Source organism: Methylopila musalis, from assembly GCF_042679725.1.
Classification (GTDB): Bacteria; Pseudomonadota; Alphaproteobacteria; order Rhizobiales; family Methylopilaceae; genus Methylopila; species Methylopila musalis.
In genome coordinates, this window is the sequence record NZ_JBHTMX010000021.1 from 1 (window position 1) to 19,880 (window position 19,880).

General features: G+C 70.6%; 21 protein-coding genes and 1 pseudogene. 8 read left to right on the forward strand and 14 right to left on the reverse strand.

The window, feature by feature from the left end; all coding sequences use genetic code 11:
• A pseudogene (locus ACFQ4O_RS04750) lies at positions 1–116 on the reverse strand (N-acetylglucosamine kinase); the annotation flags it as partial.
• A gap of 101 nt (positions 117–217) precedes the next feature.
• Between ACFQ4O_RS04750 and ACFQ4O_RS04755 the strand changes: the two are divergent.
• The gene (locus ACFQ4O_RS04755; protein WP_378774506.1) at positions 218–358 is read left to right on the forward strand and encodes a hypothetical protein; all 141 of its coding nucleotides are present in this window, start codon (positions 218–220) and stop codon (positions 356–358) included.
• Between the two features lie 16 nt (positions 359–374).
• On the opposite strand, the gene ACFQ4O_RS04760 is transcribed toward ACFQ4O_RS04755, so the two are convergent.
• Together ACFQ4O_RS04760 and ACFQ4O_RS04765 are read right to left on the reverse strand one after the other, a co-directional pair.
• Positions 375–1,292: an ROK family protein gene (locus tag ACFQ4O_RS04760; protein WP_378774507.1), complete on the reverse strand. Its 918-nt coding sequence runs from the start codon at positions 1,290–1,292 to the stop codon at positions 375–377.
• On the reverse strand, positions 1,289–2,155 hold the full coding sequence (locus tag ACFQ4O_RS04765; RefSeq protein ID WP_378774508.1) for a LysR substrate-binding domain-containing protein: 867 nt from the start codon (positions 2,153–2,155) through the stop codon (positions 1,289–1,291). The genes ACFQ4O_RS04760 and ACFQ4O_RS04765 overlap by 4 nt, the downstream gene beginning before the upstream one ends.
• Before the next feature lie 167 nt (positions 2,156–2,322).
• Between ACFQ4O_RS04765 and ACFQ4O_RS04770 the strand changes: the two genes are divergently transcribed.
• From ACFQ4O_RS04770 to ACFQ4O_RS04785, 4 genes are all read left to right on the forward strand, one after another.
• On the forward strand, positions 2,323–2,973 hold the full coding sequence (locus tag ACFQ4O_RS04770) for a bifunctional 4-hydroxy-2-oxoglutarate aldolase/2-dehydro-3-deoxy-phosphogluconate aldolase (protein WP_378774509.1): 651 nt from the start codon (positions 2,323–2,325) through the stop codon (positions 2,971–2,973).
• Between the two features lie 128 nt (positions 2,974–3,101).
• Positions 3,102–3,941, forward strand: coding sequence for a tellurite resistance TerB family protein (locus tag ACFQ4O_RS04775; RefSeq protein WP_378774510.1), 840 nt, complete (start codon positions 3,102–3,104; stop codon positions 3,939–3,941).
• Between the two features lie 272 nt (positions 3,942–4,213).
• Positions 4,214–4,489 (forward strand): DUF2934 domain-containing protein, encoded by a 276-nt coding sequence (locus ACFQ4O_RS04780; protein WP_378774511.1) that lies wholly within the window; start codon positions 4,214–4,216, stop codon positions 4,487–4,489.
• 150 nt (positions 4,490–4,639) lie between these two features.
• The gene (locus ACFQ4O_RS04785) at positions 4,640–5,212 is read left to right on the forward strand and encodes a type 1 glutamine amidotransferase domain-containing protein (RefSeq protein WP_378774512.1); all 573 of its coding nucleotides are present in this window, start codon (positions 4,640–4,642) and stop codon (positions 5,210–5,212) included.
• 12 nt (positions 5,213–5,224) lie between these two features.
• Here ACFQ4O_RS04785 and ACFQ4O_RS04790 read toward each other — a convergent pair whose 3' ends face one another.
• A complete protein-coding gene (locus ACFQ4O_RS04790) occupies positions 5,225–5,461 on the reverse strand; it encodes a hypothetical protein (RefSeq protein ID WP_378774513.1) in 237 nt (78 codons plus the stop codon).
• 323 nt (positions 5,462–5,784) lie between these two features.
• On the opposite strand from ACFQ4O_RS04790, the gene ACFQ4O_RS04795 reads away from it, so the two are divergent.
• On the forward strand, positions 5,785–6,504 hold the full coding sequence (locus ACFQ4O_RS04795; protein ID WP_378774514.1) for a GNAT family N-acetyltransferase: 720 nt from the start codon (positions 5,785–5,787) through the stop codon (positions 6,502–6,504).
• A 69-nt stretch (positions 6,505–6,573) separates the two neighbouring features.
• On the opposite strand, the gene rpmG is transcribed toward ACFQ4O_RS04795, so the two are convergent.
• The 6 genes from rpmG to ACFQ4O_RS04825 all read right to left on the reverse strand — a co-directional run bounded on the left by rpmG (position 6,574) and on the right by ACFQ4O_RS04825 (position 13,311).
• Entirely contained in the window at positions 6,574–6,741 is a 168-nt protein-coding gene (gene rpmG, locus ACFQ4O_RS04800; RefSeq protein WP_271201288.1) for a 50S ribosomal protein L33, read from the reverse strand.
• An 89-nt stretch (positions 6,742–6,830) separates the two neighbouring features.
• Complete coding sequence (locus ACFQ4O_RS04805) at positions 6,831–8,006, reverse strand: MFS transporter (RefSeq protein ID WP_378774515.1); 1,176 nt, start codon at positions 8,004–8,006, stop codon at positions 6,831–6,833.
• Positions 8,007–8,069: 63 nt separating this feature from the next.
• On the reverse strand, positions 8,070–8,804 hold the full coding sequence (locus ACFQ4O_RS04810; protein ID WP_378774516.1) for an NUDIX hydrolase: 735 nt from the start codon (positions 8,802–8,804) through the stop codon (positions 8,070–8,072).
• On the reverse strand, positions 8,801–9,256 hold the full coding sequence (locus ACFQ4O_RS04815; protein WP_378774517.1) for a DUF983 domain-containing protein: 456 nt from the start codon (positions 9,254–9,256) through the stop codon (positions 8,801–8,803). The genes ACFQ4O_RS04810 and ACFQ4O_RS04815 overlap by 4 nt, the downstream gene beginning before the upstream one ends.
• Positions 9,253–11,637 carry a ribonuclease R gene (gene rnr, locus ACFQ4O_RS04820; RefSeq protein ID WP_378774518.1) on the reverse strand — a complete coding sequence of 795 codons (2,385 nt, stop codon included), beginning with the start codon at positions 11,635–11,637 and terminating at the stop codon, positions 9,253–9,255. Before rnr ends, ACFQ4O_RS04815 begins: the two co-directional genes overlap by 4 nt.
• A gap of 93 nt (positions 11,638–11,730) precedes the next feature.
• Positions 11,731–13,311, reverse strand: coding sequence for a sugar porter family MFS transporter (locus ACFQ4O_RS04825; protein WP_378774519.1), 1,581 nt, complete (start codon positions 13,309–13,311; stop codon positions 11,731–11,733).
• A gap of 29 nt (positions 13,312–13,340) precedes the next feature.
• On the opposite strand from ACFQ4O_RS04825, the gene ACFQ4O_RS04830 reads away from it, so the two are divergent.
• Entirely contained in the window at positions 13,341–15,455 is a 2,115-nt protein-coding gene (locus ACFQ4O_RS04830) for a sodium-translocating pyrophosphatase (protein WP_378774520.1), read from the forward strand.
• 36 nt (positions 15,456–15,491) lie between these two features.
• Complete coding sequence (locus ACFQ4O_RS04835; protein ID WP_378774521.1) at positions 15,492–15,632, forward strand: hypothetical protein; 141 nt, start codon at positions 15,492–15,494, stop codon at positions 15,630–15,632.
• A gap of 75 nt (positions 15,633–15,707) precedes the next feature.
• On the opposite strand, the gene ACFQ4O_RS04840 is transcribed toward ACFQ4O_RS04835, so the two are convergent.
• The 4 genes from ACFQ4O_RS04840 to radC form a co-directional block, all read right to left on the reverse strand.
• Positions 15,708–16,544, reverse strand: a complete 837-nt coding sequence (locus ACFQ4O_RS04840; RefSeq protein WP_378774522.1) for a transglutaminase family protein — start codon at positions 16,542–16,544, stop codon at positions 15,708–15,710.
• A gap of 22 nt (positions 16,545–16,566) precedes the next feature.
• Entirely contained in the window at positions 16,567–17,508 is a 942-nt protein-coding gene (locus ACFQ4O_RS04845) for an alpha-E domain-containing protein (RefSeq protein WP_378774523.1), read from the reverse strand.
• 31 nt (positions 17,509–17,539) lie between these two features.
• Positions 17,540–18,937 (reverse strand): circularly permuted type 2 ATP-grasp protein, encoded by a 1,398-nt coding sequence (locus ACFQ4O_RS04850; protein ID WP_378774535.1) that lies wholly within the window; start codon positions 18,935–18,937, stop codon positions 17,540–17,542.
• Between the two features lie 132 nt (positions 18,938–19,069).
• On the reverse strand, positions 19,070–19,846 hold the full coding sequence (radC, locus tag ACFQ4O_RS04855; RefSeq protein WP_378774524.1) for a RadC family protein: 777 nt from the start codon (positions 19,844–19,846) through the stop codon (positions 19,070–19,072).
• Between the last annotated feature and the right edge of the window lie 34 nt (positions 19,847–19,880).

The window sequence follows — 19,880 nt, forward strand, 5'->3', positions numbered from 1 at the left end:
GCGGGGCCGGACAGGCCCTCGCCCAGCACGCGGCCGCCGGCGTCGGCGAGGCGCGCGCGGCAGCGGGTGCCGCCGCCATCGACGCCGAGAAACAGGGCGGAACGCTCAGACGACACGGCGGCGGATCTTTCGTGAAAAAGGGCGACGCGGCGACGGAACCGTGACGGCAGGGTGGCGTTCCATGCACATCCAAAGCGCGGACGACGGGGGACGGGACATGACCGAGCGCTCTCACCGATTCGATCGTTTTCGGGACTGGCGAGACTACAGCGTCCCGGCCGGCATGGTCGCCTCCTGGGGCGCGGGCGTGTGGCTGGTGGTGAACTTGGTCGACGTGGCGCGGCTGCTGTCGCACTGACGACCGTCGCGCCGCCTCAGCCCTTCCACAGCCAGGCGGCTCCACGCACGCCGGACGAGTCCCCATGGGCTGCGCGCCGCACCGGCGTGTCGAAGCCGTCGCCGAACACATGCGGCGCGATCGCGGCGGGCAGCCGGGCGTAAAGTTCGTCCACGTTGGACATGCCGCCGCCGAGCACGATGACATCCGGGTCCAGCATGTCGACCACGACGGCGAGCGCCCGTCCCAGCCGATCCACATAGGCGTCGAGCGAGCGGACGGCGTCGGTCTCGCCCGCGCGGGCGGCGGCGACGATCTGCTCCGCCGTCAGGGCCGGGCCGCGGGCTGCAAGCGCATGGGCGCGGGCGAAGCCGGGGCCGGAGGGGAAGGTCTCCAGGCAGCCGCGCCGTCCGCACCAGCATTCGGGCGGGGGGAGTTCGCCGGGGCCGTCGCTCCAGGGCAGGGGCGTGTGCCCGAACTCGCCGGCGACGCCGTTTCGCCCGCGCCACGGGCGCGCGTCGATGGCGATCCCGGCGCCGCAGCCGGTGCCGAGGATGACCGCGAAGGCGAGCCCTGCGCCCGCCGCGGCGCCGTCCACCGCCTCCGACACCGCGAAGCAGTTGGCGTCGTTCTCGATCCTGACCTCGCGCCCGAGCGCCTGTTCGAGATCGCGCTGCAGCGGCCGGCCGTTCATCCATGTGGAGTTGGCGTTGCGCATCAGCCCGGTGCGGGGGGAGGGCGAGCCCGGCACGCCGAAGCCGACCGAGCCCCGCCTCCCGGTCGCGCTCTCGAACCGCGCCACCAGCCCGGCGACAGCGCGCAGGCAGCCGTCGTAGTCGCCGCGGGGCGTCGCCAGCCGCTCGCGCCTCGGCGTCGCGCCGGCGGCGTCGAGCGCGATCGCCTCGATCTTGGTGCCGCCCCAGTCGAAGCCGATCAGCAGATCGTTCCGGCTCATGCGGCGCGGTCGATGCGGGACAGGGCGCCGCGGATGGCGGAGGCGAGGCTGCGGGAGGCGACGCCGGCGTCCGGCCGCACGATCAGGCCGATCTCGGCCGGGGGCAAAGCGGGCAGTCCGTCCTCGGGGCCGAGCCGCCGCCAGCCTGCGGGCATGGAGCTTTCCGCGACGCAGGCCACCGCGAAACCGGCGGCGACGGCGGAGAGCACGCCCTGAAGGCTCGACGAGACGTAGGCGACGCGCCACGCCCGGCCCGAGCTTTCCAGCCCGCTGAGGATGACGTTGCGGAAGCGGCAGCCCTCGCTGAACAGCGCCAGCGGCAGCGGGTCCAGCCGCTCCGGGTGGTGGTCGTGCGCGGCGCACCACACCAGCGGCTCATAGCGCAGCAGCTCGCCGGACGGGCGGTCGGGATCGCGCGTCACCACCGCCACGTCGATCGCGGCGTGGGCGAGCTCCCGCTCCAGCCGCACGCTGATGTCGCAGCGCACCTCAAGCTGCACCATCGGGTGGGCGGTCACGAAGGGGTGGAGCAGCAGCGAGCTGAACGGCTCCACGTAATCGTCCGGAATGCCGAGCCGCACGCGGCCCTGAAGGCTTTCGCCGCCGAGCGCGAGCCGGGCCTCGTCCTCGATCTGCAGCAGGCGGCGGGCGTAGCCGAGCAGGGCCGAGCCCACCTCGGTCGGGGTGGCGCCGCCGCGCCCGCGCTCCATCAGCCGGTGGCCCAGATCGGTTTCGAGCGCCGCGATCTTGGCGCTGACGGCGGATTGGGTGCGCCCGAGCCGCTGGGCCGCGGCCGTGAAGCCGCCGGTGTCGGCCACCGCCACAAGCGTCGCCAGCGCGTCGAGATCGAAATGCCGCGTCATCGGCGTGTCTTGGCCCTGCGGGAGGTTGTTTCACCATAGCGCGACGGCGCGAACCGCGCGAGACTGCCGGCCGGCGTGGGGACGCCCGGACCGGCCGGCGCTTGACGCGCCGGTCCCGGAGCGCGATGCAGCATTCGTTCTTTTACTAATATCAGCTCGGAGCCTCCATGTCGTTCACGCTCGCCAAGACCGAACGCCTCGCGGCAATCCTCGCGCAGACCCCCGTCATTCCCGTGCTCACCTTCGACGACGCCAAAAGCGCGGTCGCGACCAGCAAGGCCCTTCGGGACGGCGGGCTGACCGTGCTCGAGGTGACGCTGCGCACGCCGCAGGCGCTCGAGGCGCTTCAGGCCATCGTGAACGAGGTCGAGGGCGTCACGGTCGGCGCGGGCACCGTGCTCGAGCCGGAGCATGTGGAGAAGGCCGTGCGCTCCGGCGCGTCCTTCCTGATCAGCCCGGGCTCCAGCCCGCGCCTGATCGCCTCGGGCAGCGAGGCGCCGGTGCCGTTCATGCCGGGCGTCGCCACCGTCACCGAGGCCATGAAGCTCTGGGAGAAGGGCGCCACCTTCGCCAAGTTCTTCCCTGCAGGGCCGGCCGGTGGACCGGAGTATCTGAAATCCCTCGTCGCCCCGCTGCCGAACGTCCATTTCGTGCCGACGGGCGGCGTCTCGCTCGCCAACGCGCCGGCCTATCTCAAGCTAAAGAACGTGGTCGCGGTCGGCGGCTCCTGGGTCGCGCCGGCGGAGCTGATCGAGCGCGGCGACTGGGCCGGGATCGAGGCGCTGGCCCGCGAGGCCGCCGCGCTGAAGGCGCGCTGATCCGCCAAGGCCCGCTTGCGACGGGCCTCACGCGACCCTACCTCCGACCGGCCGGGCGCGCGGATGAGCGCCCCGTCGCCGCGGGCCGTTCGAGCGGTCCCGGCCAACCACGACCGGAGGTTTCGTCCATGCTCGACGCCAAGAAGATTCTCGACCAGTTCCTCGGTTCGGGCGGCGCGCTGTCGCGCACGGACGGCGGGCCGCTGGCTCCGCGAGGCCCGGCGGGGTCCTCCGGCGGCGGCGCGTCCGACATCCTGAAGCAGGTGGAGGGGCTTGCGCGCGGCAATCTCGGCGGCGTGGCGGGCGGCGCGCTCGCGGGCACGCTGGCCTCGGTGCTGCTCGGCAACAAGGGCCTGAAGAAGCAGGGCGCCAAGCTCGGCGGCGGCGCCCTGAAGCTCGGCGGCCTCGCGATCCTCGGCGGCCTCGCCTACAAGGCGTGGCAGAACTATCAGGCCAAGCAGGCGCCCCAGCCCGGCGCGCCCTATCCCTATCCGCAGGTGGAGCATCACCAGCCCCAGCCCCAGGCGAGCGGCCCGGTGCAGGTGACGCCGCCGCCGGCGCAGAGCCCGTTCTCGCCTTCGACCGACGCCGACGAGCAGAAGCTCGGCCTGCTGCTGGTGCGGGCGATGATCGCGGCGGCGCGGGCCGACGGCAAGATCGACCGCGAGGAAGTGGGCAAGATCCGCGAGGCGCTGCGCGCCGCGGGCGCCGGGCAGGACGAGGAGAGCTTCCTGCTGGAGCATCTCGGCCAGGCGGACGATCTGGACTCCATCGCCGCCGAGGCGCAGGGGCCGCAGCTCGCCTCCGAGGTCTGGCTCGCCGCGCGCCTCACCATCGACCCGGACACTTCGGCCGAGCGCTACTTCCTGCAGGCGCTGGCCGCCAAGCTGAAGCTCGACGACGCGCTGGTCGCGCATCTGGAGGCGACCGCGGCCCAGGCCAAGCAGGGCGGCGTCGAGGCGGCCTGACGCCAAGGCTGCGCCCGGAACGGAAATGGGCGCCGCCGCGTTGGCTCTCCGGTTTCACACACTGACCGGAGAGCCTGATGCTGAAGCGTGTTTTGAAGGCCCTGTTTCTGGCGTGGATCGCGAAGCGGTTCGCCGGCCGTCGTGCGGCCCCGGCCGGACGGCCCTACCGCCGCTGATCGACGTCAAGGCCGAACGCGCCGCGACGGCGCACATCTGAACGAGGCCCGGCGACACCCCCAGCCGGGCCTTTTCTGTCGCAAGGAGAACGCTCCATGTCCGAGACCCCCGTCACGCCCCGTCTGCGCGAACGCGCCCGCGCGCTGTGGGAGGCCGCCGGCTCGCCGCCCGGCCGCGAGGACGACTATCTGGAACGCGCCAAGGAGCTGGCGGCCATGGAGTCGAACCCGGAAGCGGGCCTTGAACCGAACCCGCTCGCCGACGGCGTGATCACCCCGGCCGAGCGCGGCCAGCCGGTGGAGGAAGCGTCGCTTCTCGACAATCTCGGCGAGTTTCCCGGATCCCAGCGGGATCAGGGCCGGGACGGCTGAATCATTGCCGGCACCAATTGGGATGCTGAGATTTTGGTTCCTAAATTCCCGGCAAACAATTGGTGGAACGATCATTCTCGCGAGGTGTTGGACAGGGACGGCCGGTCCCGATCGTAGGGACCGGCGACACGAACATCAGGAGATGCCCCCATGTCCAACCGTCTCGACGGCTGCAAGATCGCCGTTCTCGTCACCGACGGCTTTGAGCAGTCCGAACTGACGTCCCCGGTCGCAGCGCTGAAGCAGGCCGGGGCCAACGTCACCATCGTAAGCCCGAAAACGGGCTCGGTTCAGGGTTTCGAGCACGACAAACCCGGTGAGAGCGTCGCGGTCGACGCCAGCCTCGACGGCGCCGAGGCTTCCGCCTTCGACGCGCTGCTGATCCCCGGCGGTCTGTTCAATCCCGATGCGCTGCGGACGAACGAGACGGCGCTCACCTTCGTGCGCGGCTTCTTCGAGGCGGGCAAGCCTGTCGCCGCCATCTGCCATGGGCCGCAGGTGCTGATCAGCGCAGGCGTCGTGAAGGGCCGCAAGATGACCGGCTACGCGGCCATCCAGATCGATCTCGCCAACGCGGGCGCTGAGGTGAGCGACGAGCCGGTCGTGACCGATCAGGGCCTCGTCACCAGCCGCACTCCCGACGACCTTGACGCGTTCAACGCCAAGATCGTCGAGGAGTTTGCGGAAGGCCGCCACGCCGGCCAGCGCCGCTCCGCAGCATAAACGGCGCGCGTGTCAGGCGATCTGGCGCACTTCGCCCGGCGCAAGGCCGAGCGCCGCCACCTCGTCCGCCGACAGCGGCGCGAGCGGCGCGTTCGGCACCGCCCGGCCATAGGGGATCGCCTTGCGGGCGCTGTCCCGATCCGCGATCGCCGCCGCCCACACGCCGGGGGTGCGGCGGTCGCCCTTCAGGTTCACGATCGGAGCCGAAAGCCGCCAGCCGGCGGGCGCGTTGGTCTGGTTGTCGTTCACGGCGTGTCCTCACAGTTCGGCGTTTGTCGCTCTTCGGCCGAGACGTTGTCCCGAACCCGCCGCCGGCGCAAGGATTTGTGGGGGACGTCGTCTGAGGGGCGGAGACCGTCGCCCCCCAACGCCACCCTCTCGTCATGCCACTCGCCCGTCATGCCCGAGCTTGTCTCGGGCATCCACGACTTTGGCGTTCACGCCGTCGTCCGGTGGGAAGTCGTGGATGCCCACGCGAAGGCGCGGGCATGACGGGTGCGCGGCACAACGGGCGGGTGGACAACGCCGTTCGGACGGTTCGTCATGGCCCGGCGCAAACGACGCGAGGCCAAATGGACGTCCATCATCAGACGGCAGGCGGGGATGCTCCGCCGCTCGGGCCCGAGGTCGCGACCCATCGGGCGGCGGAGCCTGTGGCGGTGACGCTGCGCGGCGCGGAGGTCACGCTCGGGCCTCTCGATCCGGCGCGCGACGCGGCGGAGCTGTTTCCGCTGGTCTCAGGCCCCGAGAACGCGCGCCTGTTCGCCTATCTCGTCACCGGACCGTTCGCGACCGAGGCGGAGCTCAGGGCCGATCTGGAGGCCGCCGTCGGCAATCCGAAGCTTGCGACTTTCGCCATCCGCGACGCGGCGACGGGGCGGGCGCTCGGGCGCGCCTGTTACATGCGGGCGGAGCCGGCGCACCGGACGGTGGAGGTGGGGGCGATCCTGTTCGCGCCCGCGCTGCAGCGGCGCCGGGCGGGGACCGAGGCCATGGCGCTGATGGCCCGCCACGCGTTCGAGACGCTGGGCTACCGTCGCTACGAATGGAAATGCGACGCGCTCAACGCGCCGTCCCGCGCCGCGGCGCTTCGGCTGGGCTTCCGCTTCGAGGGCGTGTTCGCCCGCCACATGATCGTCAAGGGCCGCAGCCGCGACACCGCCTGGTTCGCCATGACCGGCGATGACTGGCCCCGGATCTCCGCCGCCTTCGACGCGTGGCTCGCCCCGGACAATTTCGATTCCACAGGCCGCCAGCGCCAACGGCTGGAGGACGTCCGCGCCGGGCTGTGACGACGGCGCCCGAACACGAAAAAGGCGCCCTCGGGGGGCGCCTCATCGTTCAGTCCAAAGAGCGCAAGATCACTTGATCTTGGTTTCCTTGAAGTCGACATGCTTCTTGGCGACCGGGTCGTACTTCTTCAGCACCATCTTCTCGGTCTTGGTGCGGGAGTTCTTGCTGGTCACGTAGAAAAAGCCGGTGTCGGCCGTGCTCAGCAGCTTGATCTTGATGTTGGCGGCTTTCGCCATGGCGTTCACCTCGAGCGGGCAGGCGCGCGAGACGCCAGCGTTGGAATGAGAGCGCGCAACCTACTCAACGCGCTTGAACTGTCAAGTCTTCAGGCCGGGGCGCGCAGGCGAAGCGCGGCGACGGCCGTGAAGATCGCCAGCAGAATCGCCATGGCGACCGGCACGCCATAAGGCGTCCACAGGTCGAAGCCAAGGCCGAGCATGGGCGGGCCTGCGGTGAGGCCGATCGAATACATGATGACGAACGCCGCGTTGGCGGTGGCGAGGTCCACGCCCGAGAATCGCGCGCCGAGATGGGCGAGCGCCACGGTGTAGAGACCGCAGATGACGCCGCCCCAGACCGCGACGCCCACATAGAGCCACCACGAGCCGCCGAGCAGCGGCAGCGCGATCGCGCCCACGAGGCCGACCACGCCGATGATCAGCAGCAGCAGGCGGCGGTCCATGCGGTCGCTGATCAGGCCGAGGGGGATCTGCAGCGCCACGTTGCCCACCTCCATCGCCGTCACCAGCAGGGCGGCGGCCGCGGGCGCGAAGCCGAGCGAGACGCCGTAGAGCGGCAGGAAGGCGAAGGCGCCGGTCTCCACTGCGCCGAAGGTGAAGCCGGACAGGGTCGCGACCGGCGCCAGTAGCAGGAAGAACAGCACGCCGCGTCCGGGCGCCGGCTTCTCCAGCGGCGGCGCGCCGTCGCCCGCCAGCATCAGCGGCGCGCTCGCCGCCACGAACAGGCCCGCGCAGATGGCGTAGGGCAGCAGCCCGTCCTGCCCGATGCCCGCCAGAATCAGCGGCCCGGCGCCGAGCCCGACCGACAGCGCCGTGGCGTAGACGCCCATCACCAGCCCGCGGGAGGCCTGCGGCGCCAGCGCGTTGATCCAGAACTCCGACAGCACGAACAGGATGGCGAGCGAGACGCCGAAGCCGAAGCGCAGCGGGAACCACGCCCAGAGCGGCGCGACGAAGTGGAAGCTGAGGATGGTGGCGGCCCCGAGCGCCAGCGCCACGAACAGCGTGGGCCGCACCCCGATGGAGGCCGCGACCCGCGGGATGAACGGCGCGACCACCACCGTCGCCACGCCGCCCATGGCCGCGTTCAGGCCGATCAGCAGGCCGCTCGCGCCGCGGGCGTCCATGGCGAAGGCGAGCAGGGGGATCGACAGGCTTAAGCCCACGCCCACCAGCGTGACGCAGGCGATGGCGATGGCGAGCCCCGTGACGCGCTCGCGGCGGGTGAGGGTGTCGGACGGGTTCAGGCAATCGGCGGTCATGGCCGCCGGGATTGAGCACGCCGCGCGTTCACGCGCCACCCTCAAAACCCGATGGCAGGATCATCAGATCAGATCGGCGGGGCCTTGCGAGCCTTTGCGGTAGTAGGGCACGGCCACGTCCCGCTCCAGCCCGTCGTCGATGCGGCGCCGCAGGTCGTTCAGGATGATGCGGGTGATCGGCGGCAGGTCCAGCTCGCCCGCCTCCTCGAACGACACCCACACCAGATCCACCAGCTCCGCGTCCGGCGTCACCACGCCCTCGACGCGGTGGGAGATAAGGGCGGCGTCGGCGGCGAAAAAGCGGGTGTCGAAGCGCTTCGGCCGGCCGGGCGGCGTGATGGCGCGGGCGACGAAGTGCAGCCCCTCCAGCGAAGGGAACACGTCGGCCTCCGCGAAGGGCGCCCAGGCGTCGGTGCGGGCGACGAAGGCGCCGGTCTCACGCTCTCCGATCAGGAGGCCGGTTTCCTCCGCCAGCTCGCGCAGCGCCGCGAGGCCGTAGGCCCGGGCGCGGGAGATGGAAGGGCGGCGCACCTGCTCCTGCAGCCGCCGCTCCACATGGGGGGAATAGGCGCCGGCGATGTTCACGCGGCCATCGTCCGGCTCCACGCGGCCGCCGGGGAAGACGTATTTGCCCGGCATGAAGCGCACGCCCTCATGGCGCTTGCCCATCAGCAGCTTAGGCTCGGCCGCCTCGCGGTCCACCAGGATGATGGTGGCGGCGTCCTTTGGGGTCAGCCGCTCGGCCGCCGCCTTCGGGGCCGCCGGCGGAACGACGCCCTGCTCCTCGCCCGCGCTCACGGCCGGGCCGGCCCGTTCGGATTGGCGCCGGCGAGGTGGTTCTCGTCGGTGGAGCCGCCGAAGCCGTGCATGCGCAGCGCCCATTGCAGCCCCACCAGCGCGCCCTTCACCGGCGGCAGCAGCGCCAGCGACAGGACGATGGTGAGCGGGATCCACATCACGAGATGGACCCAGATCTCTGGCTTGTAGGACAGCTCCACCGCCATAAGCGCCGCCACCACGATGTGGGCGACGATGGAGATGACCACGTAAGGCGGGGCGTCGTCGGCGCGCTGGTGATGCAGTTCCTCGCCGCAGGCCGCGCAGGCCGGCGTGACCTTCAGATAGGCGTTGAACAGCTTGCCCTCGCCGCAGGCGGGGCAGCGCAGCATCAGGCCCCGCTTCATGGCGTCGGGCACCGAGCGTGCGGCCAGCGGCGCCTCGGGGGCTTCGGCGTGGAAATGGGCGGTCATGAGCGGCGTCCCTTGCCCGATGTGGTCGGTTTCGCTCCGGATCTCGGCCCGGCTCCCTTGGCTTTAGGCGTTTTGCCGTCGCTTTTCGAGCGTGACGCGGTCGCAGACGCCCGGCGCAAGCCGCGCTTGCCCCGCCCGACGGGCCGGGCCTGCCGCCCCTCGGACAGCATCTCGAACCGCAGCGCGCCGGCGACGGGCGCGGCCTCCACCAGCCGCACCTCCACGGTGTCGCCGAGGCGGAAGCTCTCGCCGGTCGCGCTGCCGGTGAGCGCGCGGGCGGCCTCGTCATGGACGAAATAGTCGTTTCCAAGCGAGCTGATCGGCACGAAGCCGTCCGCGCCGGTGCCTTCGAGCTTCACGAACAGGCCGGAGCGGGTGACGCCGGCGATGCGGCCCGTGAAGGTCGCGCCCACCTGATCGGCGAGGAAATGGGCGATCAGCCGGTCCACGGTCTCGCGCTCCGCCGCCATGGCGCGGCGCTCGGCGGCGGAGATGCGGGCCCCGATCTCGCCGAGCTGCTCGGGCGTGGTCGCGTCCGGCAGGCCGTCTTTGCCGAATTCCAGCGCCCGCACCAGCGCCCGATGCACGATCAGGTCGGCGTAGCGCCGGATGGGCGAGGTGAAATGGGCGTAGCGGCGCAGGTTCAGGCCGAAATGGCCGTAGTTCTCGGCGGCGTATTCGGCCTGCGCCTGAGTTCGCAGCACCACCTCGTTCACAAGCTGGGCGCTGTCCTGGCCGTCCACGCGGGCGAGGATGCGGTTGAACTGCGCCGGACGCAGGTTGCCCGACTTCGGAAACTCGATGTCGAGCGTGACCAGCAGCTCCCGCAGCGCCTCCAGCTTTTCGAGCGAGGGCGCGTCGTGCACCCGGTAGATCAGCGGCGTGCGCTTCTGCTCCAGAGTCTCGGCGGCCGCGACGTTGGCGAGGATCATGAACTCCTCGATCAGCCGGTGCGCGTCGAGCCGCACCGGCGTCGTCACACGGTCGAGCGCGCCGTCCGGCTTCAGGACAAGCTTACGCTCGGGGATGTCGAGATCGAGCGGGCCGCGGGCGTCGCGGGCGGTCTTCAGCGAGGCGTAGGCCGCCCAGAGCGGGCGCAGAACCACGTCGAGCAGCGGCTCGGTCGCCTCGTCCGGCGCGCCGTCGATGGCGGCCTGAGCCTGCTGGTAGGAGAGCTTGGCCGCCGACTTCATCATCACCCGGTGGAACGAGTGGCGCAGCTTGCGGCCGTCCTTCGAGATCCACATGCGCGCGGCGAGCGCGGGGCGGTTCTCCTTCTCCCGGAGCGAGCAGAGGTCGTTTGAGATGCGCTCGGGCAGCATCGGCACGACGCGATCCGGGAAATAGACCGAGTTGCCCCGATCGAGCGCCGTGCGGTCCAGCGCGGAGCCCGGCCGCACGTAGGACGCCACGTCGGCGATCGCGACGGTGAGGATGTGGCCGCCGGCGTTGGACGGGTCGGGGTCCGGCTCGGCGTGGACGGCGTCGTCGTGGTCTTTGGCGTCCACCGGGTCGATGGTGACGAGCGGCAGGCGGCGCCAGTCCTCGCGCCCCGCCATGGCGGCCGGCCGCGCGGCCTCCGCCTCCGCCAGCGCCTCGCGGGAGAACACATGCGGGATGGCGTGGGCGTGGATGGCGATCAGGCTGACCGCCTTCTCGCTCTTCAGCGATCCCAGCCGCTCCCGCACCCGCGCCTGCGGCAGGCCGTAGCGGCCCTGCTTGACGATGTCGGCGGCGATCAGGTCGCCGTCCTGCGCGCCCTCGGTGGCGTCGGCGGCGATCGTGAGCTCCTTGCCCATGTTCTTCTTGTCGACCGGCACGAGCCGGCCGGAGCCGTCCGTCAGGGCGCGGAACAGGCCGAGGACGCGCGACTGCGGCTTGGACAGGATCTTCACGACGCGGCCCTGGTGGGTCGGTCCGTTGGGCTCCACCTCCTCCAGCGGCTCCACGCGGGTGAGGATGCGGTCGCCGACGCCCGGCGCCAGCCCCGGCGCGCGGCCGCGGGACGAGACCTGCACCAGAATGCGGGGCGCGGGGCCGCTCTCCTCCTCGTCCCAGTCGGCGGGGCGGGCGATCAGCTCGCCGTCCTCGTCGCGGCCGGTGACGTCGGCGAGCACCACCGAGGGCAGGTGCCCGGCGCGGCCGAGCGTGCGGCCCCGGCGGCTCACCACGCCATCGGCCTCGAGGTCGGCCAGCAGCAGCTTCAGTTCGATGCGTTGGGGCCCGGTGATGTGGAAGGCGCGGGCGATCTCGCGCTTGCCGGTCTTGCCGCCCTGCGCGGCGATGAAGGCCACCAGCTCCTCGCGCGAGGGCAATCCGCGCGGCAGGGGCGCCCGGGAGGTCGGGGCGGCGGCTTTCTTCGACGGGATGCGACGGGCCAATGCGGTGCTTTCGGACGAGAGGATACGGCCGGACCCTACAACCTTTCAGGCGGTTGCGGAGGCCCGGCCGGCGCTTTTACCGGGGAGCGGCGTTCAGCGCGCCGCGCCGCCTTCGGCGAACGAGGCCTCGATCTCCTCCAGCGTCCGGCCCTTGGTCTCGGGCACCAGCGCGAAGGTGAAGGCGAGCGCCGCCACCGTCATGACCGCGAACAGGCCGAAGGTGGCGGCGGAGCCGACGCCCGCGATCAGCATCAGGAACACCTGGCTGACGATCAGGTTGGAGCCCCAGTTCGCCACCGTCGCGACGCCCATGGCGCGGCCGCGGACGGCGAGCGGGAAGATCTCCGAGATCAGCAGCCAGAACACCGGCCCGAGGCCGATGGCGAAAAAGCCCACATAGGCCGCGACCGAGAGCGTCGCGATCCAGGCGAGCGGGCCTTCCGTGCCGATGGCGAAGCCGAAGGTGAGCACGGCGAGCATCACCGCCATGCCGGCGAGGCCGATCAGCAGCAGCTTGCGCCGGCCGGCGGTGTCCAGCAGCTTCAGCGCCACATAGGTCATGGCGACGTTGACCACGCCCACGCCGGCGGTGGCGAGGATCGCGGCCGAGGTGGAGGCCATGCCGGCCTTCTCGAAGATGATCGGCGCGTAATAGATCACGGTGTTGATGCCGGTGATCTGCTGGAACACGGCCAGTCCCACGCCCACGATCAGCGGAATGCGGACCCTCGGCTCCAGCAGCGCCGACCACGGCGCCAGCGCGCCGTCGCGGCGGGTGAGGTCGGTGCGCAGCTCGGAGAGCTCCGCCGAGACGTCCTCGCCGCCGCGCAGCGTCTTCAGCGCCGCGGCGGCCTCCGCATGCCGGCCCTGGCCCGCAAGCCAGCGCGGGCTCTCGGGGAGCGCGATCATGCCGAGGCCGAGCACCACGCCCGGCAGGCAGCCGATGGCCAGCATCCAGCGCCAGCCGCCGTCCATTTCCGACAGGAGGTAGGCCACGATGTAGGACAGCAGGATGCCGACCGTGATGCACATCTGGTTCAGCGACACCACCGAGCCGCGCCGGTCGGCGGGCGCCATCTCCGCGAGGTAGAGCGGCGTCAGCATGGAGGCGACGCCGATCGCGACGCCGAGGATCAGGCGGCCGACCAGCAGCACCGGCACGTTGGTGGCGATGGCGCAGAGCAGGGCGCCCACCACGAAGAAGCCCGCCACCACGATGATGACCTTGCGCCGCCCGTAGGCGTCCGCGAGCTGGCCCGCGACCGCCGCCCCCGCCGCCGCGCCGAGCAGAGCGATCGACACCACGAAGCCCTGCATGGCCTCGGAGAGCTGGAACAGGTCGCGGATGAAGGGCAGGGCGCCCGAGACGACGCCGGTGTCGTAGCCGAACAGCAGGCCGCCGAGCGAGGCGGTGGCCGCCACAACCTTGAAATTCATGTTCGCTCCCTGATCGCGGACCTTCGCGCCCGCTTCGCGCGCCGATGATAGCGCAGCCGTGATGAACGCCACCGCTCCGAAGATCGAAGATGGCGCAAGCGCGTTTTCTTTGCGTGCGCGTTCCCGCTCTGGCAACCTTGTTCTTGGCCGGTCGGCCGGCGCGCGGAGACGAATGTGACTCAATAAAATCCAAGAACAGGCGAGCCCGCACGAACGGCGCCGCCCTCCGTCGCGCATCAGGAAACGCTTCCCAAGGAAACCGCTTCATGGCGCTGACGCTGATCATCCTTCTTGGACTTCTCTCCATCGTCTACGGCGTATGGGCCATCCGCTCCGTCGTGGAGGCGGACGCCGGAACGCCCCGCATGCAGGAGATCGCCGAGGCGATCGCCGAGGGCGCGCAGGCCTATCTGCGCCGGCAATACGCCACCATCGGCGCGGTGGGCGCCGTCATCTTCGTCCTGGTCGCGGTCTTCCTGTCGATGACGGTCGCGATCGGCTTCCTGATCGGCGCGGTGCTGTCGGCGGTGGCGGGCTTCATCGGCATGAACGTCTCGGTGCGGGCGAACGTGCGCACCGCGCAGGCCGCCTCTCGCTCGCTCGGGGCGGGGCTCGAGATCGCGTTCAAGTCGGGCGCGGTCACCGGCATGCTGGTGGCCGGGCTCGCGCTGCTCGGCGTCGCGGTGTACTACGCGATCCTGACCGGCGTCCTCGGCCACGCGCCCGGCGACCGGGTGGTGATCGACGCGCTGGTGGCGCTCGGCTTCGGCGCCTCGCTGATCTCGATCTTCGCCCGGCTCGGCGGCGGCATCTTCACCAAGGGCGCGGACGTGGGCGGCGACCTCGTGGGCAAGGTCGAGGCCGGCATCCCCGAGGACGATCCGCGCAACCCCGCCACCATCGCCGACAACGTGGGCGACAATGTCGGCGACTGCGCCGGCATGGCGGCGGACCTGTTCGAGACCTACGCCGTGACCGTGGTCGCGACCATGGTGCTGGCGGCGATCTTCTTCGCCGGCGATCCGGCGCTGCCGCGCCTGATCCTCTATCCGCTCGGCATCTGCGCGGTCTGCATCGTCACGTCGATCGCGGGCACCTTCTTCGTCAAGCTGCCGGCGAACCAGTCGATCATGGGCGCGCTCTATCGCGGGTTCGGCGCGGCGGCGGGCCTGTCGCTGATCGGCATCGCGCTCGCGACCGCCATGCTGGTGGGCTTCACCACCGAGCACCGCACCGTGGGCGGCCTCGCCTTCACCGGCTTCGACCTGTTCCTGTGCGCGGTTACCGGCCTCGTCATCACCGGCCTGATCGTGGTGATCACCGAATATTACACCGGCACCGGCTACCGCCCGGTGCGCTCCATCGCGCAGGCCTCGGTGACCGGCCACGGCACCAACGTGATCCAGGGGCTCGCCGTGTCGCTGGAGGCGACCGCCCTGCCGGCGCTCGTCATCATCGCCGGCATCATCGTGACCTATTCGCTGGCGGGCCTGTTCGGCATCGCCATCGCCGTCACCGCCATGCTGGCGCTGGCGGGCTTCGTGGTGGCGCTCGACGCCTTCGGCCCGGTGACGGACAACGCCGGCGGCATCGCGGAGATGGCGGGCCTGCCGCCGGAGGTGCGCGCCTCCACCGACGCGCTGGACGCGGTCGGCAACACCACCAAGGCGGTCACCAAGGGCTACGCCATCGGTTCGGCGGGGCTCGGCGCGCTGGTGCTGTTCGCGGCCTACACCTCGGACCTGAACCACTTCATCGCCAACGCCGAGCGCTACCCCTACTTCGCGGGCGTGGCGCTCGATTTCTCGCTCGCCAACCCCTACGTGGTCGTCGGCCTGCTGTTCGGCGGCATGCTGCCGTTCCTGTTCGGCGCCATGGGCATGACCGCGGTCGGCCGCGCGGCGGGCGCGATCGTGGAGGAGGTGCGGCGGCAGTTCCGGGAGAAGCCCGGCATTATAGAGGGCCGCGACCGCCCGGACTACGGCCGCGCGGTGGACCTTCTGACCCGGGCGGCGATCAAGGAGATGATCGTGCCCTCGCTGCTGCCGGTGCTGTCGCCGATCGTGGCTTACTTCGTCGTGCTGGCGGTGGCCGGCAAGAGCGAGGCCTTCTCGGCGGTCGGCGCCATGCTGCTCGGCGTCATCGTCACCGGCCTGTTCGTGGCGCTGTCCATGACCTCCGGCGGCGGCGCGTGGGACAACGCCAAGAAGTACATCGAGGACGGCCACCACGGCGGCAAGGGCTCCGACGCCCACAAGGCGGCGGTGACCGGCGACACGGTGGGCGACCCCTACAAGGACACGGCCGGCCCGGCGGTGAACCCCATGATCAAGATCACCAACATCGTCGCCCTGCTGCTGCTGGCGGTGCTGGCGCACTGAGGGGGATGGGAGCGCGGCCCCGGACCGCACACCGTCATGCCCGAGCTTGTCTCGGGCATCCACGACTTCGCGGGTCAAGCGTCGCGCGAGAAAGTCGTGGATGCCCGCCATGCGGCGGGCATGACGGCGAGTGCCTGCGACGTTGTTGCGATCTGCGACCGGGGGCGCGGCCTCTGAACTGCGCCCACGGAACGAAAAGGCCCGCGCGTCCTGTCCGACGCGCGGGTCTTTTCTCCATCTCAGGCCGAGCCGTTACTTCCGGCTGAAGCCGCGGGCGGCGGCGACGTCCTCGACGGCGACCTTTACCGTGAAGCTCTCGCCCAGCCCGCCATGGGAGGCGACCCGGAACGGCGCGGCGCCGTAATAGTCGAGGCCGACCGCGACCCGCACATAGGCGTCGGTCGGGCAGAGCTTGTGGCTCGGGTCAAAGGCCACCCAGCCGAGCCCCGGAACATGGGCCTCCGCCCAGGCGTGACCGGCGTCGTGGGCGGTGGCCGGATCCACGTCGTGGATGTAGCCGCTGACGTAGCGCGCCGGCGTTCCGAGATGGCGGGCCGCCACCAGAAACACGTGGGTCAGGTCCTGGCAGAGCCCGCGCTTGCGCCGAAACGTCTCCGCCGCCACCACGTCGCTCTCCGACGGGGTGGGGTCGAAGGCGATCTCGGAGTGGATCGCCTCCAGCAGGCCGTGGAGCAGCGCGAGCGGCTCGTCGCCGGTCTCCTCCCGCACCTGCTCGGCGAAGGTGGCGATGTCGCGGTCCGCGGCGGTCAGATCCGTCTCGCGCAGGTAGAGCGCCGGCGGGAAGCGCTCCACCGCGGAGCGGACCACGCCCGCCACGTCCTGCGTCTCCACCTCGCCCTCCACCAGCACGGAGAGCTCGTCCACCGGGCCGTCCACCACGAACACGTGGGTGACGTTGCCGAAGGCGTCCTGCGACGAGCGCAGCCGGCAGTCGTGGTCCACGTCGAGGCGCCAGCGGATGACGTGCTGGCCCTCGAAGTTCCGCGGCGTCATCCTGAGCGTCTGGGTGACGGAGCCGGCGGGGGCCTCGTAGCGATAGACGGTTTCGTGCCGGATCTTCAGGCGCATGGCGTCACGGACTCCGCGGGCGTCATGCGAGATACTGTTCGGTGATGGCGCTGCCGAGCCGGTTGTTGTCCGAGATGAAGCTCGTCACGAACTCATGCAGCCCGGTCTGGAAGATCTCCTCGATCTTGGCGTTCTCCAGCCGGGCGCGGGTGGCGCGGGCGATGCGCTGGGACGGCCCCTGACGGCCGTAGCCGCGCGACAGGTCGTCGAGGTGGCGGGTCATGTCGTTGTAGCAGGCGGCGAGCGAGCGCGGCATCTGGTCGTTGAGGATCAGCAGGTCCGCGATCAGCCAGGGCTTGAGGCTCTGACGGTAGACCCAGTGGTAGCTGTTGAGCGCCGAGACCGCGCGCAGGATCGCCGACCACTGGTAGTAGTCGAGGCCGCCGCCGACCTTGGTCTCCTCGGGCAGCAGCAGATGGTACTTCACGTCGAGGATGCGGGCGGTGTTGTCGGCGCGTTCGAGCAGCATGCCGAGCCGCGAGAAGCTGTAGATGTCGTTGCGAAGCATGGTCCGCGAGGCGGAGCCGTCGAAGCGCAGCCCGACCTCCTTCACCCAGCCGAGGAAGCGCGTCAGCTCCTCGCCCAGCAGCTTGCGGTCCGGCCGGCGGCGCAGCTCCAGCCAGGCGCCGTTGATGGTCTCCCACATCTCCATGGTCAGCGCGGTGCGCACCGCGCGGGCGTTGTGGCGCGCCACCTCGAAGCAGTTCACCACCGAGGACGGATTGCCGGTGTCGAACACGAGATAGTCCACCACCGTCTCGGCGGTCGCTTCCTCATGCTTCTCGGCGAAGGCCTGCAAGGCGCCGGCGGCGGCGAGCGCGCTCTCCCACTCGTTGGTGGAGCCGGCATAGGCGACGGGCAGCGAGGCGAGGCGCTGGGTCGCCTCCAGAATGCGGGCGAGTGATTCCGCCCGCTCGACATAGCGGGACAGCCAGAACAGGTTTTCGGCGGTGCGGCTCAGCATGGGCGCGGCTCCGTGTGTCGTGGTCCGCTGGTCATTCGTCGAGCACCCATGTGTCCTTCGTTCCGCCGCCCTGGCTGGAGTTCACCACCAGCGAGCCCTCGCGCATGGCGACGCGCGTCAGTCCGCCCGGCACGATGCGCACGCCGTCCGAGCCGGTCAGCACGAAGGGGCGCAGGTCCACGTGCCGGGGCGCGACGCCGGAATTGACGTAGGTCGGGCAGGTGGAGAGCGCGAGCGTCGGCTGGGCGATGAAGCCCGCGGGCGAGGCCTTCAGCTTGGCGCGGAACAGCTCCACCTGCTCCTTCGAGGCGTGGGGGCCGACCAGCATGCCGTAGCCGCCGGAGCCGTGCACCTCCTTCACCACCAGCTCCTCCAGATGCTCCAGCACATAGGCCAGCGCCTCGGGCTCGCGGCAGCGATAGGTGGGCACGTTCTTCAGCATCGGCTCTTCGCCGAGATAGAACCGGATGATCTCCGGCATGTAGCTGTAGATGGCCTTGTCGTCCGCGACGCCGGTGCCGACCGCGTTGGTCAGCGTCACGTTCTGGGCGTGGTAAGCGGACATCAGCCCCGGCACGCCGAGCGCGCTGTCGGGGCGGAACACAAGCGGATCCAGGAACTCGTCGTCGAGGCGGCGGTAGATCACGTCGACCCGCTGCGGACCCTCGGTGGTGCGCATGTAGACCACGTCGTCGCGGACGAACAGGTCGCGGCCCTCGACCAGCTCGATGCCGAGCTTGTCGGCGAGGAACGAGTGCTCGTAATAGGCCGAGTTGTAGATGCCGGGCGTCAGCAGCACCACGTTCGGCTCCGCCGGGGCCGAGCGCGGCGCGATGGAGCGCAGGGTGGCGAGCAGCTCGTCGGCATAGCGCTCGACCGGCGCGATGCGGTGCTGGGCGAACAGCTCCGGGAACAGCCGGATCATCACCTCGCGGTTTTCCAGCATGTAGGACACGCCGGACGGGGTGCGGGCGTTGTCCTCCAGCACGTAGAAGGTGTCGGCGTCCACGCGCACGATGTCGATGCCGGCGATGTGGACCCAGAGGTCGTGCGGCACGCCCTTGCCCGCCATCTCCGGCCGGAACGCCGCGTTCTGGAACACGAGGTCCTCGGGGATGATCCCGGCCTTCAGGATCTCGCGCTTGCCGTAGACGTCGGCGATGTAGCGGTTGAGCGCGTCTACCCGCTGTTCGAGCCCGCGGGACAGGGTGGTCCACTCGGCCGCGGTCAGGATGCGGGGGATGATGTCGAACGGGATCAGCCGCTCGGTGGCCTGCTGGTCGCCATAGACCGCGAAGGTGATGCCGATGCGCCGGAACAGCAGCTCCGCTTCCTCGACGCGGTAGTTCAGCAGGTCCGCCGGCGCGCTTTTAAGCCACTCCGCGAGTTTCGCGTAAGCCTGTCGGACGGAGCCGTCGGCGAGGGTCATCTCGTCGAAGGGGGCGGTGCTCAAGCGGCGGCCTTTCGCTGGTTGCTTCGAGGACAGATGCTAATCCCGCGGCGGCGCGGGAAAAGGGGGGCGTTGCACATTTTGAATGCAACGCCGCCGCCCAATTTTAGTTCAGAACAGTTTTAAAGCCCGAAAGCTGGCATGCCCGTCCCGCCCGACGATCACATGGTCGTGCAGCGCGATGCCGAGCGGCTTGGCGATATCGGCGATGGTCCGCGTCATGTCGATGTCGGCGCGGCTCGGAGTCGGATCGCCGGACGGGTGGTTGTGCACCAAGATCAGCGCCGTGGCGCCAAGCTCCAGCGCGCGGCGCACCACCTCGCGCGGATAGACCGGGGTGTGGTCCACCGTGCCGCTCTGCTGCACCTCATCGGCGATGAGGGCGTTCTTCTTGTCGAGGAACAGGATGCGGAAGCGCTCCCGTTCGTCGAAGGCCATGGCCGTGCGGCAGTAATCCAGCACGGACGACCACGACGACAGCATGGGCCGCTTGCCGATGGCGCCCTTGGCGAGCCGCCGCGCCGCGGCCTCCACGATCTTGAAGTCGGTCGCGGTCGCGTCTTTCACGCCCTTGACCTCGGTCAGCCGCGCGGCGGGCGCGGCCAGCGCCTCGGCGAAGGAGCCGAAGGTGGCGATCAGCTCCTTGGCGAGCGGCTTCACGTCCCTCTGCGGAATGGTGCGGAACAGCACCAGCTCCATCAGCTCGTAATCGGGCAGGGCGTCGGGGCCGGAGTCGAGGAAGCGCTGGCGCAGCCGCTCGCGGTGGCCGGCGTAATGGGGCGCCTTTTCTTTAGGCGCCGGCTGCGCGTGACTTTTGGGCGAAGTGGGCGCTTCGGAGAAGGCGGGAAACTCCGGAGCGTCCCCGCGCGCCTTTGCGCCGCCAGTCATGAGCGTGTCCGACCCCCTGAACCGTCCGCGCGCA